Below are 14,339 nucleotides of genomic sequence, written 5' to 3'. Positions count from 1 at the left end.
GCTGGCTAGGCTGCCAATGGATTGTTCCACCGTGCGACGGCCGGCCCACGTGAAGAACGGATGGACACCTGGAAATGCGTTCGATGAAGACGAAGAAGTCCGTGAAGCGCGCGTTGTGCATGGCAGTGGTGATGACGGTCTCCGGTTGCAGGGCGCCCGCGGCGTTGGGGCCCGGAGGCGGCATGAGCGCTTCAGAGGGCTCCGACTCGGCCGCGTCGTCCGAGGGCTCCGACTCGGCCGCGTCGTCCGAGGGCTCCGACTCCGCTGCTTCATCCGAAGGGTCCGATTCCGCTGCTTCGTCCGAAGGCTCGGGTGAGTCGAGCCAGTCGGACTCAGGTGCATCGTCGGAGGGCTCGGGCGACTCCAGCCAGTCGGAGTCGAGCGGTTCCAGTGGAGAGGGCTCCAGCCGGTCGGAGTCGAGCGGCTCTGGTGAAGAGGGCACGAGCCACTCCGAGTCGAGCGGTTCCAGTAAGGGGGGCTCCAGTCAGTCGGAGTCGAGCGGCTCTGGTGAAGAGGGCTCCAGCCGGTCGGAGTCGAGTGGCTCCAGTGAGGAAGGCGGCGCGAGTGAGGGCTCCGCGGGAACGGAGAAGGCGGACGGTGAGGCGTCGCGCTCCCGCAGCAACAACAGCAGCCAGTCGAACAACAACGACGTGGCGTCCTCGGTGACGGTGGCCGCGCTGGTGGTGGGGCTCGGCATCATCATCTGGCAGGCGTATGCCGCGGCGGAGCGGCGCCGAGGGGTGTCTCCGAAAGAGGCGGGCCGCGCGGCCCAGGTGTACCTGCGGGCGCGCACGCACCAGCTTCGTGAGGACCTCGCCCTGGGAGCGGGGCCGACGGTGGAGGACCTGGCGGCGGCGGCGCGCATCCGGCGTGAGCACCTGGGCCTCTTCGGGCGCGTGCTGCGCTCGAACCGGAAGGAGCTGCTCGAGATGGCCGAGGCGAGCACCCTCACGCCGGACCGCGCGCTCGCGTGGCTGGAGCGGGTGGGAGAGCTGGCGCGGGCCGAGCCGCAACTGGAGGAAGATCGCCGCGCGTTCCTCGCGGCACCGGCCCAGGAGGGCACCGCGACGGTGGCGCACTGATGCGCTGGCTGCGGCTGCTTGCGCTCGTCTTCGCGCTGCCGGTGCACGCGGGAGATGCCCTGTCCGTGCGCGCGCAGGCGGGCGTGGTACCGCTTGGCGCCACGGGGGCCAACGTGGACTTTGCGAACGCAGATGAAGCCCTGGCCTTGCGCGTCCACGCGCTTGAGCAGGCGGGCGTGGTGCTACGGGGCGCCGCAGCAGCCAACGCGGACCTGGTGACGGAGGTGGAGGCGGGACTGGAGGCCCTGCCTCCGGCGATGCGGCGTCCACCCGGAGGTCCTCTGGAGTTGGTGCTGCACGCGGAGGCCGCGCCGCTGGGCGTGGGCGATGGCTCCCCTGCGCGTCCCGACTGGACGGAGGGCCGCGCGCGGTTCCACCTCTACCAGTACGCCCCATCGGACGAGCGCCGTGCCACGTTGCGCCTGTCTCGGCTGACGGACGCGGAGTCAGAGCGGCTGTGGCGCCGGCGCGCGGTGGTACACGCGGTGATGCAGCGCTGGGATGATGCGAAAGGCTGGAGCGGCACCCCGGCCTGGCGCCGGCTGTCGGGTTGGATGAAGCCCTTCGAGCGGCCCCTGGTGTGGAAGGAGGAGGTCCGCCTTCGCTACGCCGGAGCCTTCAGCCGCGCCATGGGCCAGCGCAGCGCCTCGTTGGATTGGGTGACGTTCGCCGAGGAACTGCTCGTGCCCGTGGAGTCCCTGCGCGCGGACGCGCTGCCGGTGGATGACCACGTCCGCTGTCAGGAGTTCTCCAAGGCCCGTGCGCTGACGGAGCAGTTGGAAGCGTCGGGCTTGGGCACGCTGCCGCCGCGCGGTGACTGCCCCGCCTTCGAAGCCTGGGCGGAGTTGGAGTCCCTGTCGCATTTCGAGGTGCTGCTGGTGGCCTCCACTGGCCGTCAGCCGGAGTCCCTCTTCGGACACCTGCTTCTGCGCCCGGTGTGGCACGAGGGCGAGGTGCCACGAGGGCCCGCCTTCGAGCGGGTGGTGCAACTGGTGGCGCTGACAGGCATGGAGTCCAAGGGTCTGGGCTACGTGGTGAAGGGAATGACGGGGGCCTACGACACCGTCTTCCTCACGGGGACAATGGGCGACTTGTCCCACGAGGCGCTGGAGCTGGAGCAGCGCTCCATCCGCCGCTTCCGCCTGCGCCTGAGGCCCGGCGCGGATGCGCGGATGCTGGAGCGGGTGTGGGAGCTCGAGCGCCGTGGGTACATGGGCTACTACTTCTTCACGGACAACTGCGCGAGCGCGCTCGTCTTCCTGCTCAACGGCGCGCTGGAGGGTGGGCGGGAGCTGCGTCCTCCCGGCACGCTCTGGGTCCTGCCCACCGCCACGCTGGACACCCTGGCCCGGGTGCAGGTGGAGGAGCCAGGGGGCGAGATGTCCTCCCTCCTGGAGCACATCCCGGATGCGTTCGAGTCCACTGGGGATCGCGCGGTGCGTGCGCACTCGGCAAAGAAGGAGGCACTGGACGCGCTGGCCGGACATGTCGGCGCAGATGAACTCGCGCGTCTCCGGGGTGTGCATGCCCGGTTGGAGTCGCCGGAGCCGCAGGTCCGCGCCCAGGCCTATGATGACCTGCCCGGGGTGGTGGCCGCGCTGATGCACTCGGCGAAGACGGCGTCCCGCGACACGGTCCGCGCGCACTTGCATGCCTACGTGGCGCACGCGGTGCGGGTGGAGCGCGCCGCGGTGGACCGTGCCGACGGCGAGCGCCTGCGAATCGAGCGCGAGCGGATGCTCGCGGTAAATGTGTCGGTGGCGGGCTCGGCCCGGGCCGGCACGGCCGAGCGCCAGCGCGTCTTCGAGACCGAGGACGCGCTTCAGCGGAGGCTCGCGGTGTTGGACCGCGCCACCCTGCTGAAGGACGCGCTGGCCTCCGCAGAGCGCCGTCCACCCACGCCCGAGGAGCTGCGGACGCTGGTGTGGGCCGAGCGAACCGAGGCCACCTTCCACCGTGCCACCGACGTGCAGGGCACGCTCAATGACAGCTTGCTGGCGACCGTGGACCCGGTGGCCTTCCTGCACGCAGACCGGCGCCACAAGGTGGCGGCGGAGACGGCCTGGGCGGAAGGCGCGCTGCGGGAGTCCGGAGCGGGGCGCGTGATGGTGGCCCTGGGCGTGGACTTTCCCGAAGGGGCAGCGGCCCGGCCCCTGGTGGGGCTACGCACCGCGGGCATGGCCGAGGCGCTGGGCGATGCGCGACTCCACGGCTTCCAGCCGAGCAGTGAGCTGCGGGTGCTCGATGGCGAGCTGTTTCTCCTACCGCGCTGGGGGCTGCCCAAGGTGGTGGCCTCGGACCTGACGCTGTTGGGCTACCGCACGCTGCTGCGCGAGCTTCCCCAATTCCGTGACTCCTTCTGGGATTCGCTCGGCTGGGGTGCCGAGGCCCGCGTGGCGTCGAGCGACGCGCGCCTGCTGCGCTATCGCGCGTCGGTGCAGGCGGAGGCGTTGGTGGTGCTGGACGAGGACGCGCGCTTCTCGCGCTTCACCACGGTGGGCGTGGGCGGCCTGGCCGCAGTGCACTGGAACCGGGATGTGCTGACGCCGGCCGCGGGACCTCGCCTGTCACTGACTCACCGGATGGGGCTGTTCGGCTCGGGCGCCAACGCGGTGCGGCTGGAGGCGGCCTACGCGCCCACCTGGCGGGTGGGGGACACTCACTTCACCCACGAGGCGGGCGCGGCGCTTCAAGTGGAGATGTGGCTGGGGCGCGTGGGGCCCTTCGGCGTGCTCCTCACGCCCCGCGCGCAGGTCCGGTGGGAGGGGGCGATTTCGCCCACGCCCCACTGGGAAGCCCTGTCGCCTTCTACGTGGTTGGCCGGCTCGGCGGAGCGGCGTCTGGCACTCGGGTTCGAGGTGCGCTGACGGAGGCGGGCTCGCCGATTCTGTAGCTCGTCCAGAACGGGTGGCTGATGGCCCCCGTCACCGCGCCGATGAAGAGTCCGATGACGTAGAGCGCCGTGTACCCCCAGAAGCCCAGGCCGTAGAAGATGTGACCCTGGGTCGCCGAACCGATGAAGAGGAAGAAGGCGAGGGCGGCGGGCACCGCGACGGAGGAGAGGACGGCCGCGCCGAGCGCGCGCGGCATCCTGCGCGCGTGGAAGCCGCCGAAGGTGCCGGCCAGGAGCCCGTTGAACATGGGCAGGAAGAACAGGGCCAGGCTGGTGAACGCCATCACCAGCGTGCTCACGATGAACCGGTTGTGGACCGGATTGATGGTGTCTGGCTTGAAGGTCAGGTCCGCGGGAATCTCCCGGCGGACGTACTCGTAGCGCGGCTTGGGACCGGCGAGGGCCTTCTCCGGGTCCTGCGTCAGGATGCGCTCGGGCATGTCTGGCTACCTCCCTCGGGGGCAAATCAACGTGTGCTTGATGGTCATGAGTTTGTGACGCCAGCGGGTGTGCGGAAGGGCCGCTGGCCGCATCGAGGGGCGGGCCACCTGCCGGGCGCTGGAATTCCCCCTCCGGAATACTCGCGGAGTCCCTGGATACCGGAGTCGGGGCGCCCGAAGATGCGCGCCGGACTTGGCGGACGGTGGCCTCCGGCTATGCTGCCGCGCCCGGCAGCACCCCCATCCCTGCCCGTACGGAATTTTCCATGAGCTTTCGCCGCAAACTGCTGACCCTTGCCCTTGCCTCTTCCTCCCTGCTGGCCGCCTGCGTCGCGCAGCGTCCGTTCTATCGCGACGTCGTCCAGCCCGCGGGCTCCTCGGTGACGGCCGGCACCCTGGTGGACCTCATCGTCCTGGACTCGGACACCAACCAGCCCGTGAAGGGCGCCAAGGTGCTCTGGGGCGAGGACTCCCGTTCGCGCGAGTCCTACGTCACGGACGAGGATGGCCGGGTGTCCTTCGACGTGACGCCGGCGCTGCTGAAGGAGAACCCGCTGGTGGAGGTCGTGCTGCCCAAGGGCGTTCGGAGCTACCGCCTGCAGGTGGTGCCCGCGACGGATGCCGCCGCGCCCGAGGCTGCGGAGGCCCCTGCTGCTCCCGCGACCCCCGAGGCTCCCGCCGTGCCGGAGACGCCGGCGACGGAGGCTCCCGCCGCGGCGCCTGAAACCAGCAACTGAGTCCGTTCTCTCTTCCGCGCGAGGCTCAGCCGAGCTTCGCGTGGAGGAAGTCCACGGTGCGCTGCCACGCCTTCGCGGCGTTGTCCGGTGAGTAGACCTCCGGACGCGTGTCATTGAAGAAGGCGTGCTGCGCGTCGTAGCGGTGAATCTCCGTGGAGACGCCGCCGCTCTTCAGCTTCTGCTCCAGCAGGTCCACCCGCGCGGGCGAGCACCATTCGTCATTCGTCGCGTAGTGCCCAAGCACGGGCGCGCGGATGCGCGACACGTCGGCGGCCTCCTCCGGCGGAATGCCGTAGAAGGGCACGGCGGCGTCGAGCCCCGGCTCATTCGCGGCGGCCAGCAACGTCAACGCGCCGCCCATGCAGAAGCCCATGATGGCCACCTTGGTGCCGGGCTTTCGCGCGCGCAGCGCCTCCACCGCGGCGCGCAGGTCCGCCGTGGCCTTGCCCCAGTCCAGGGACTTCAGCATCGCGTTCGCCTCGTTGGCGTCCTTCGTCACGCGACCTTCGTAGAGGTCCACCGCGAAGACGGTGAAGCCTTCACGCGCCAGCCGGTCCGCCACGTCGCGCGTGTGGCCGTTGAGGCCCCAGTACTCGTGGATGAGCACCACCGCTCCGGGCGCGTCGCCCTTCGGGGCTTCACTCAGATAGCCCGCCAGTGCCTGGCCCTGCTTGCCGATGAGCTGCGTCTGTCCTGTCATGGCTTCACCCTTGCTAGGTCGTGGAAGGGGGCGCAGCTTAACGGCCGATTCCGCGAACGCGCGAGCGAACCCGCCGCCGTGCCCGCTTGGCGACAGAGGACCGGCATGTCGAAGGCATTCACGAAGGAGGACTCGGGCGACGACAGCGTGCTGCCCGTCCGTCCACGCGCGTCCTCCGGGGAGAAGCGCTACATCACCCCGGAGGGCTACCGGGCGCTCCAGGAGGAACTGGCGGCGGCGCAGGGGCCGGACCCCAAGGCGGGTGAGTTCACGGAGCTGGAGGCGGGCGTGCGCCGCAAGGAGCGCGAGCGGCGCGCGCAGGAGCTGGCGGCGGTACTCGAGGAGGTGCGGGTGGTGGAGCCCGACGCCTCGCAGGCCGGCCGCGTCTTCTTCGGCGCCTGGGTGGAACTGGAGGACGAGGACGGCGGCCCGGTGCGCTACCGCATCGTCGGGCCGGACGAGTCCGACGTGAAGGCGGGGCGGCTGAGCGTGGAGTCGCCCCTGGCCCGGGCCCTGCTGGGCAAGGAAGTGGGCGAGTCCGTGGTGGTGGTGCGCCCCCGCGGCCCCGTGGAGTACACGGTGACGGCCGTGGACTACGCCGCGGCCTGAGCCGGGCTCAGCGCCTGGTGGCGATGACGGTGCTCAGCACCGAGAAGGGCTCCGGCATCAGGCCGTCGCGCACCTCGACGGTGAAGCCCTCCGCTTCGAGCAGCGCGCGGGCGCGGGGCACCAGGAACGTCAGGTAGTACATGACGAAGGGCGGCTTCCACAACGCGTTGCGCGCGCGCATGGCGGCGTTGAAGCCCTTGGCCATCCAGTAGCCCGGACGGAGCTTCGACGGCGGGTGCGCGGTGACGAAGAGGAAGCGGCCTCCGGGACGCAGCGCGCGGGCGACGCCACGCACGAGCTTCGGCTCGTCCTCTTCGAGGATGTGACCGAAGGCGCCGAAGCTGGTGACGACGTCGAACGCGCCGTCGAAGGGAAGCGCCAGCGCATCGCCCTGGCTGAACTCCAACGCCGCGGCGCCCGGCGCCTGCGCGAGCTGCTGGCGGGCCTCGTCGAGCATGCCCTGGCTGAGGTCGAAGCCAACGACGCGCTCCCGCGCGAGCGGGCGTAGGAAGCGCATGGCCGCGCCAGTGCCGCAGCACACGTCCAGCGCGCTGCTCACGCTGCCGGGCGCGCCCAACTGGGCAATGGCGGCCTCGAGCACCGCGTCTGGCGTGCGAAAGGGCGTGTACTCGAACTTGGGCGCGAGCAGGTCGTAGCCGTGCTCGACGGACGTGAGGGCCTGCGCGGCCAGCTCCCGGAGGGTGGGGCCCTTGCGGTGGAACATGGTGTCTCGGGGTGTATCGCACCCACACCGGCCCCTCCCTCTGAAAATGCGGCCGGTATCGGGCATTGAATGTTCCGCGGGGTGCCCCGTCAGAAGGTTCAAGCAGGACGACGGAGGAGGACGACAATGGCGCTCAAGACGGGTTTCGCGGTGCTGGCTTTCGGAATGATGTTCCTCGGCTCCACGGCCGCGCATGCGAAGGACGACAACGAGAAGTCGCGGTTCTCCCAGCAGCACCGGCATGACGACCGCGGCGGCAACTTCGGTGTCCACGTGGACGCCCGCCGCCACCCGGGACCCGCGCCGCTGCCGCCGCCGCACGCTCGCGGCCGCTACGAACTGCAGACGGTGAACCGCTGGGTGCAGGGCCGCTACGAGCAAGTGTGGGTCCCCGAGGTGTGCCGCGAGCGGAACAACCGCCGCGGGCGGGTGACCCGGTGCACCGGGGGCTTCTACGAGCAGCGCTGGGTGCCGGCCCGCTACGAGCCGGTCCAGGAGTGGGTGTGGGTGACCTACGCTCCGGGCCGGGTGCACATGGCCAGCGCCGGCCGCCGCTAGACGATTCGAATCACGGGGGACCGCGCCGCGGGCGCGCCGGGATACGGGGGTAGCCCGGCGCGCCTCGCGGCAGCAGGTCCGCAGTGCCTTTCCCCGCCGGGCCTGTTACTGAATGCGCCGCATGGCGACCGCATTCATCACCGGGGCTGGCATCCGCATTGGCAGCGCGGTGGCTCGGGCGCTTGGGCGCGCGGGTTATGACCTGGCGCTCCATGCGAACCGCTCCCTTGAGCCGCTGGAAGCACTGGCGGACGAACTCCGAGGCCTCGGCCGTCGCGTCACCCTGCACGCCGCCGACCTGAGCCGCCCGGAGGCAGTGGACTCCCTGGCCGCGCAAGTGCGTGAGGCGTGGCCCGCGCTGGACGTGGTGGTCCACAACGCGGGCCTCTTCGAGCGCATCGACTTCGCCGCCATCTCCCGCGACCAGTACCGCACCATGATGGCGGTGAACCTGGACGCGCCCTTCTTCCTCACCCAGGCCCTGCTCCCCGCGTTGCGCGCCGGCAAGGACCCGTTGGTGGTGCACCTCACCGACGTCGGTGGGGAGCGGCCGGTGAGCCACTACGCGCACTATTCGGTGAGCAAGGCGGGCCTCATCATGCTCACCCGCGCGCTGGCGGTGGAGCTGGCCCCGCACATCCGGGTCAACGCCGTGTCGCCCGGCACGGTGGCCTTCCCCGAGGACTTCGACGCCGAGGCCCGCGACGCGGTGCTGCGCCGCATCCCCATGGGGCGCGAGGGCAACGTCGAGGACATCGCCCGCACCGTCGTCTTCCTCGCCCGCGAGGCGCCGTACATCACCGGGCAGGTCATCGCCGTCGATGGCGGCAGGAGCGCACAGCTATGAGCGCCGAACACGCATTCCATCCCCCCGTCGTCACGACGCCGGACGGCCGCCCGCTGGACGTCATCGAGCTGCGGGGCCTCACGGTGGACTGCATCGTGGGCATCTTCAACAGGGAGCGCATCGCGGCCCAGCCGCTGCGACTGGACGTGGCCCTGTTCCTGGACACTCGCGCCGCCGCGGTGGGAGGCAGGCTGGCGCACACGGTGAACTACGGCCGGCTCGCGGGGGAGCTGCGCTTCCTGCTGGAGGCCTGCCGCTTCGAACTGCTGGAGTCCGCCGTCGAGACGGTGTGCCGCTACGTGCTGGCACCGCCCACCGACGACGTCCCGCGCGCGCAGGTCCATTCTGCCACGGTGCGGGTGACGAAGCCGCTGGCGCTGGGCGGGTTGGCGGTGCCGTCGCTCCAGATTCACCGGATGGCCGCGGAGATGGTGTACGGCCGGGAGGAGAAGGGCTTTGGCCGCGTGGACATCATCCACGAGGGCGCGGGCTATGGCGTCTACCGGCTGCGGGTGAAGCCGGGAGGCTGCATCCCCACGCACGTGCACCAGCAGATGGAGGAGAGCGAGCTGGTGCTGGGCTCGGGGCTGCTGCTGCAGTTCAAGCCGGTGGCCCGGGGCATGGCCTTCCACTGGCCGCGCGGCTTCCTGCACCGCTACGACAACCCTTCATCCACGGAGCAGACGGTGCTCTGTGTGGACAGGCCGGGCTTCATCTCGTCGGACGAGGTGGAGACCGAGCCGCCGCCGGAGGGTCTGCTGCCCGTCACCGGCCACTCCTATTACCCGCTGGATGAGCCCGCGGCGCCGGGCTCTCCCGCGGAGCACCAACCGTGAGCGGGGCCGTGTCTTCAAGGAGCGCCTTCCATGCGTGAGGTGGGCACGCGCAAGGTGCTCGTCACTGGCGGTGGGACGGGTATTGGCCGCGCGGTGGCGGAGGCCCTGCTGCGCGCGGGGGGGCAGGTGGTGGTGGTGGGCCGGCGCGCGGAGGTGCTGGAGTCGCTGACGACAGCATGGCCGGGACAGGCCTTCGCGCTGCCGTGTGACCTGGCCTCGCTGGAAGCCCGCGAGGGTCTGCTTCGCCGTGCCGCCGGGTTGCTGGGAGGGCTGGACGGCTTCGTCCACAGCGCGGGGCAGGTGGTGCACCAGCCGCCGGGCCACATCGGCGAGGACGCGCTGCGCGCGCAGCTCGAGGTCAACCTCATCGCGCCGCTGCGGCTGGGCGAGCAGGCACTGGAGGTGCTGGAGCCGGGTGGGGCGCAGGTGTTCATCGCGTCCACGCTGGCCACGAGGCCCGTCGTCACCAGCGCGGTGTACAGCGCGGCGAAGGCGGGACTCCTTCAGGTGATGAAGGTGCTGGCGTTGGCGGGTGCGGCGCGAGGCGTGCGCGCCAGCGCGGTGCTGCCGGGCGTGGTGGAGACGGACATGGTGCGCGAGGTGCGCCTGGCTCCCGGCGAGGGGCCGCTGTCCGAGCCCGAGTACACGCGGCGGCAGGATGCCCAGCTTGCGGGCTTGCGGGCGCTGCATCCGCTCGGACGGCTGGGGCGCCCCGAGGACGTAGCCGAGGCGGTGCGCTACCTGCTGGGCGCGTCGTGGATTTCCGGTTCCGAGCTGGTGCTGGATGGAGGGCTACTGCTGCGGGAGTGAGCGCGGTATGACGTGGCCTCGGCTCAGAAGAACGACGGGATGCTCCTCGACAGACGGTTTCAGCTCTTCGTGGTGTTGGTGGGGGTGTTCGTCACCTCGCTGGTGGTGGGCGACATCATCAGCGTGAAGCTGTTCGAGGCGAAGGTGGGGCCGGTGGTGGCGGTGATGTCCATCGGCATGCTGCCCTTCCCGGTGACGTTCCTCCTCACGGACATCCTCAACGAGTTCTACGGGAAGAAGGCGGCCCGCTTCGTGACGTGGGTGGGCTTCTTCATGGCCATCTTCGCGTTCGTGGTGATTGCCATTGCCGTGCAGGTGCCGTGGGCGCCGCTGACGCGTGCGCCGGACTTCACGGGCGCGGTGGAGGGCTCGTTCAACAACGTCTTCGCCGGCTCACAGCGCTTCCTCGTCGCGTCGATGATTGCGTACCTGGCGGGCCAGTTCTGCGACATCGCCATCTTCAACGGGCTCAAGCGACTGACGCGCAACCGGCTCTTGTGGGTGCGGGCGACGGGCTCCACGCTGGTGTCGCAGCTCATCGACACGGTGGTGGTGCAGTACGTGGCGTGGACGGGGGTGCTGCCCAACGCCGCCATCCTCGACATCATCTACACGTCCTACGTGGTGAAGTTGCTGGTCACGGTGGGCCTGACGCCCTTCATCTACCTGGGCCACGCCTTCGTCGAGCGCAAGCTGGGCATCGCCCCCGTGGTGCTAGGGGAGAATGGCGAACCCATCGCCCCGCCCGCGCCGCCCGTCACCCCGGAAGAGCAGCCCCGCGCCGCCTGAGCGCGCGGGGCTCAGCGGCTCAGCGGCTCAGCTTCCCTGCTGCACCAGCGGCGTGAGGATATCCGTCCAGTGGGAGAAGATGGAGAAGTGCCCGCCGCCAGGAAAGAAGCGGGGCACCGCGCGCGGAATCCGGTTCGCCAGGTACCGTCCCATCTGCGTCGGGACGATGCTGTCTCCCTCCCAGTACCAGAGGTCCACCTCCGTCCGAATCTCCTCCAGGGGGACGTTCCACGGCTGCGCGAGGATGTGGGCCTCGCGCCGCATGCCCGCCACGCCCTTGCGCGTGGCCTCGTACCGCCAGCCCTGCACCTGCGCGGCGATGCGCGGGTCCGCGAGCACCGCGCGGTCATCCGCCGACGCCTGGGAGCGCAGCCCCGCCAGCGCTCGCGCGGGATTGGCGCGCACCTGCCGGTCATGCATGGCCATCAATGGATGCAGCAGCCACTCTGGCCACGCGGCCATGGTGTACGCGTTGCGGTAGTCCCGGTTCACCCCCGCCATGGCGCCCGGCCGGGCCAGGGGCGCCGCGCCGGAGACGAGCGCCGCGCGGGTGATGCGCTCACCCAGCTTCCACGCGGACGCGGCGACGTAGGGCCCGCCCGCGGACACGCCGAAGAGGGCGAAGCGGCCGATCCTCAGCGTGTTGGCCAACTGCTCCAGGTCATCGGGGAAGTCGAGCAGCGTGCGTCCGGGCTGGTAGTCCGACAGGCCATAGCCCGGCCGGTCCGGAGTGATGAGTCGCACGCCCAACGCGTGGGTGAGCCGGTCATCCGGATGGCGCATGTGGCGCGAGCCCGGATTGCCGTGGATGAAGAAGACGGGCAGGCCGCTCAAGTCTCCAGACTCGACGTACGCGAGCCGCCGGCCATCCCGCAGGTGGACGGTGCCTTCGCGGACCTGCACGCCCATGGCTTCAGTGTCGGACGAGACGTTCATGGCTCCATCGGCTTCGAGCGCGCGCCAATCCACGCGGAAATAGAGGGCCACACCTTCGTCGCGCCCTTGCTGGAGGCGGACAGGCCGATGTGGCCCACGGGGTAGCGCCGCGTCTCACAGTCCTTCGAGCTGACCAGGGAGGGCAGCGGCTCGCTCATCGCCGGCAGCGCGATGGTGTCGTGCTCGGCGATGACGTTGAGGATGGCGCACTCGATGCGGCGCAGGTCCACGCGCTCGCCGCCCACTTCCATGAGGCCCTGGGGGAAGAGGTTCTGCTGGTAGCAGTCCTTGATGTACTGCCGGTACACCTCGCCCGGGAAGGGCACGGGGTCCGCGCCCCAGCGCTCCATGGCGAGGAACGTGGTGACGAACTCCGGGTCGTCGATGCGGCGGCACACCTCCAGCCAGCGGGTGAGGCGCTGCACCGGCGCGGCCATGAGGAAGCCGCTCTCCAGCACCGGCGTGGGCACGTTGCCGTAGGCATCCACCAGTGAGTCCACGTCGAAGTGGTTGGCGGACGTCCACAGCGTGTAGAGGCCGCCCTTGCTGAAGTCCACCGGCGTGGCCTGGGCCACCAGGTTGCGGACGCCCTCGGGATACAGGGACGTGTACGCCAGGGCCATGGTGCCGCCCATGCAGTAGCCGTAGAGCGTCAGGTCCCGGCTCTTGCTCACGCGCAGCGTCCACCGCACCGCCGTCTGGATGAGCCCGCCGAGCAGGTCATCCCACGTGAGCCGCTCCTCGTCCTGTCCCGGCACACCCCAGTCGATGGCGTAGACGTCGTAGCCCTCGCGGGTGAGGTGCTCGATGAGGCTGCGCCCTGGCAGGAAGTCGAGGATGTACCAGCGGTTGATGAGCGAATAGACGAAGAGGATGGGTGTGCGGTGGCGCCGGCGCGGGGCTGCGTAGCGCAGCAGCCGCATGCTGCCGCGCGTGTACACGACGGTGTGCGGCGTGGCGCTGATGGGCGGCTCGCGCACGCCCGAGGCCCTCTCGATGAAGGGCTTGAGGTACGGGTACGGATTGAAGGGCCGCGACTTGAGCGCGTGCGCGACGGCGCGGGTCAGCTCGACCTGGCCGGTGACGAAGGAGCGAAGACGCTGGGGCGTGGACGCGGTCATGTCAGCGGCGGCGCTTGGAGGGCGCGCGCTCCTTGGGCGTGGGCTCGGGGGACTCAGGCTCGGGCTCCGCGCCTTCCTGCCGGTGGAGCAGGTCCACCACCAATTCCAACTGGGTGCCGAGCGCCTCCACCTGGTCATTCATCCGGCGGAGCTGGTCGCGCAGGTTCTCCACCTCCGAGGTGGTGGGTAGGCGCAGGGTGCGCAGCGCGCCTTCCACCAGGCCATTGCGGCGGATGCGGGCGTTGAAGCCCTGGCGCATGAGGGAGCCACTCACGCGCAGGTACGCGGGGCTCTCGGTGACCTTGGCGGCCGCGCGGGTGAGGCCCTGCTCGGCGCGGGTGAAGACCTTGCCGGTGCGCGTGTCAGGGTGCGTGAGATGGCCCAGCAGCTTCAGTCCGCGGGCGAGGAGCCCCTGGGACGGCGGCGGTCGTTCCGGATGACTCATGGGGACAGGTTATCCCAAGGCGCACCCTGGATTCGATTCAGCCCTGCCGCTTCACCGGCAGGGGCCCGAAGGACTGTGACACCGGCATCAGCGACATGACGTTGATGTTCACGTGCGCGGGCCGCGTGGCCACCCAGTGCACCGCGTCCGCGATGTCCTCGGGCGTCAGCGCCTGGGTGTTGGCGTAGATGGACGCGGCGCGTGTGTCGTCGCCCTTGAAGCGGACGTTGGAGAACTCCGTGCCGCCCACCAGGCCGGGCTCGATGTCCGTCACGCGAACGGCGGTGCCGTGCAGGTCCGCGCGGAGGTTGAGGCTGAACTGGTGCACGAAGGCCTTGGTGGCGCCGTACACGTTGCCGCCCGGGTAGGGCCACTCCGCCGCCACAGAGCCCATGTTGACGACGTGGCCCCGGTTGCGCGCCACCATGCCGGGCAGCACCGCGTGCGTGCAGTACAGGAGGCCCTTCACGTTGGTGTCCACCATCGTGTCCCAGTCCTCCACGCGCGCCGACTGCGCCAGGTCCAACCCCAGCGCCAGGCCCGCGTTGTTGACCAGCACGTCCACCTCGGCGAACTCCGCCGGCAGCGAGCGGATGGCCCGCTCCACGGCCTCACGGTCCGTGATGTCGAGCGTCAGGGGGAGCACCCGCTCGCCCAGCTCCGCGCGCAGGGCCTCCAGCCGCTCGGTGCGCCGCCCGGAGGCGATGACGCGCGCGCCGTCCTGGATGAAGCGGCGAGCAATGGCCAAACCGAATCCTGCGGTGGCCCCGGTAATCAGAACGTTCATGGCAGTCCCCTCGTGGAGCCAGCCC

16 protein-coding genes are annotated in these 14,339 nt (G+C 70.5%); 9 read left to right on the top strand and 7 right to left on the bottom strand.

Annotation, left to right across the window (positions count from 1 at the left end):
* Nucleotides 1-83: 83 nt before the first annotated feature.
* Together BHS09_RS35425 and BHS09_RS35420 are read left to right on the top strand one after the other, a co-directional pair.
* Complete coding sequence (locus tag BHS09_RS35425; RefSeq protein ID WP_237080026.1) at nt 84-1,082, top strand: hypothetical protein; 999 nt, start codon at nt 84-86, stop codon at nt 1,080-1,082.
* The gene (locus BHS09_RS35420; RefSeq protein ID WP_140800266.1) at nt 1,082-3,949 is read left to right on the top strand and encodes an Lnb N-terminal periplasmic domain-containing protein; all 2,868 of its coding nucleotides are present in this window, start codon (nt 1,082-1,084) and stop codon (nt 3,947-3,949) included. The genes BHS09_RS35425 and BHS09_RS35420 overlap by 1 nt, the downstream gene beginning before the upstream one ends.
* Here the strand turns inward: BHS09_RS35420 and BHS09_RS35415 are convergent.
* Nucleotides 3,891-4,415: a hypothetical protein gene (locus BHS09_RS35415; protein ID WP_140800265.1), complete on the bottom strand. Its 525-nt coding sequence runs from the start codon at nt 4,413-4,415 to the stop codon at nt 3,891-3,893. The two genes, BHS09_RS35420 and BHS09_RS35415, sit on opposite strands and share 59 nt — an antisense overlap.
* A gap of 266 nt (nt 4,416-4,681) precedes the next feature.
* On the opposite strand from BHS09_RS35415, the gene BHS09_RS35410 reads away from it, so the two are divergent.
* Nucleotides 4,682-5,152, top strand: coding sequence for a transthyretin-like family protein (locus BHS09_RS35410; protein ID WP_237077774.1), 471 nt, complete (start codon nt 4,682-4,684; stop codon nt 5,150-5,152).
* 25 nt (nt 5,153-5,177) lie between these two features.
* On the opposite strand, the gene BHS09_RS35405 is transcribed toward BHS09_RS35410, so the two are convergent.
* Nucleotides 5,178-5,852 (bottom strand): dienelactone hydrolase family protein, encoded by a 675-nt coding sequence (locus tag BHS09_RS35405; RefSeq protein ID WP_140800264.1) that lies wholly within the window; start codon nt 5,850-5,852, stop codon nt 5,178-5,180.
* Between the two features lie 105 nt (nt 5,853-5,957).
* Here BHS09_RS35405 and BHS09_RS35400 point away from each other — a divergent pair, with 105 nt between their 5' ends.
* The gene (locus BHS09_RS35400; protein WP_140800263.1) at nt 5,958-6,461 is read left to right on the top strand and encodes a GreA/GreB family elongation factor; all 504 of its coding nucleotides are present in this window, start codon (nt 5,958-5,960) and stop codon (nt 6,459-6,461) included.
* A gap of 7 nt (nt 6,462-6,468) precedes the next feature.
* Here the strand turns inward: BHS09_RS35400 and BHS09_RS35395 are convergent, their stop codons facing one another.
* Nucleotides 6,469-7,185: a class I SAM-dependent methyltransferase gene (locus BHS09_RS35395; RefSeq protein WP_140795768.1), complete on the bottom strand. Its 717-nt coding sequence runs from the start codon at nt 7,183-7,185 to the stop codon at nt 6,469-6,471.
* Nucleotides 7,186-7,311: 126 nt separating this feature from the next.
* Between BHS09_RS35395 and BHS09_RS35390 the strand changes: the two genes are divergently transcribed.
* The 5 genes from BHS09_RS35390 to BHS09_RS35370 all read left to right on the top strand — a co-directional run bounded on the left by BHS09_RS35390 (nt 7,312) and on the right by BHS09_RS35370 (nt 11,025).
* Nucleotides 7,312-7,743, top strand: coding sequence for a hypothetical protein (locus BHS09_RS35390; protein WP_237080025.1), 432 nt, complete (start codon nt 7,312-7,314; stop codon nt 7,741-7,743).
* A gap of 121 nt (nt 7,744-7,864) precedes the next feature.
* Nucleotides 7,865-8,590, top strand: a complete 726-nt coding sequence (locus BHS09_RS35385; protein WP_140800261.1) for an SDR family oxidoreductase — start codon at nt 7,865-7,867, stop codon at nt 8,588-8,590.
* Nucleotides 8,587-9,426 (top strand): dihydroneopterin aldolase, encoded by an 840-nt coding sequence (locus tag BHS09_RS35380; protein WP_140800260.1) that lies wholly within the window; start codon nt 8,587-8,589, stop codon nt 9,424-9,426. Before BHS09_RS35385 ends, BHS09_RS35380 begins: the two co-directional genes overlap by 4 nt.
* Before the next feature lie 30 nt (nt 9,427-9,456).
* Nucleotides 9,457-10,236: an SDR family NAD(P)-dependent oxidoreductase gene (locus BHS09_RS35375; protein ID WP_140800259.1), complete on the top strand. Its 780-nt coding sequence runs from the start codon at nt 9,457-9,459 to the stop codon at nt 10,234-10,236.
* A gap of 39 nt (nt 10,237-10,275) precedes the next feature.
* Nucleotides 10,276-11,025, top strand: a complete 750-nt coding sequence (locus BHS09_RS35370; protein WP_140795763.1) for a queuosine precursor transporter — start codon at nt 10,276-10,278, stop codon at nt 11,023-11,025.
* A 27-nt stretch (nt 11,026-11,052) separates the two neighbouring features.
* Here BHS09_RS35370 and BHS09_RS35365 read toward each other — a convergent pair whose 3' ends face one another.
* Genes BHS09_RS35365 through ydfG form a run of 4 tightly spaced genes read right to left on the bottom strand, consistent with a single transcriptional unit; the run spans nt 11,053 to nt 14,314 of the window.
* On the bottom strand, nt 11,053-11,961 hold the full coding sequence (locus tag BHS09_RS35365; protein ID WP_140795762.1) for an alpha/beta fold hydrolase: 909 nt from the start codon (nt 11,959-11,961) through the stop codon (nt 11,053-11,055).
* On the bottom strand, nt 11,958-13,082 hold the full coding sequence (locus BHS09_RS35360; RefSeq protein WP_140800258.1) for an alpha/beta fold hydrolase: 1,125 nt from the start codon (nt 13,080-13,082) through the stop codon (nt 11,958-11,960). Before BHS09_RS35360 ends, BHS09_RS35365 begins: the two co-directional genes overlap by 4 nt.
* Nucleotide 13,083: 1 nt before the next feature.
* On the bottom strand, nt 13,084-13,527 hold the full coding sequence (locus BHS09_RS35355; protein ID WP_140795760.1) for a hypothetical protein: 444 nt from the start codon (nt 13,525-13,527) through the stop codon (nt 13,084-13,086).
* Nucleotides 13,528-13,564: 37 nt separating this feature from the next.
* A complete protein-coding gene (ydfG, locus tag BHS09_RS35350) occupies nt 13,565-14,314 on the bottom strand; it encodes a bifunctional NADP-dependent 3-hydroxy acid dehydrogenase/3-hydroxypropionate dehydrogenase YdfG (RefSeq protein WP_140795759.1) in 750 nt (249 codons plus the stop codon).
* Nucleotides 14,315-14,339: the final 25 nt, after the last annotated feature.

Source organism: Myxococcus xanthus, assembly GCF_006402735.1.
Taxonomy (GTDB): domain Bacteria; phylum Myxococcota; class Myxococcia; order Myxococcales; family Myxococcaceae; genus Myxococcus; species Myxococcus xanthus_A.
This window is presented reverse-complemented; position numbering and strand designations above follow the sequence as displayed.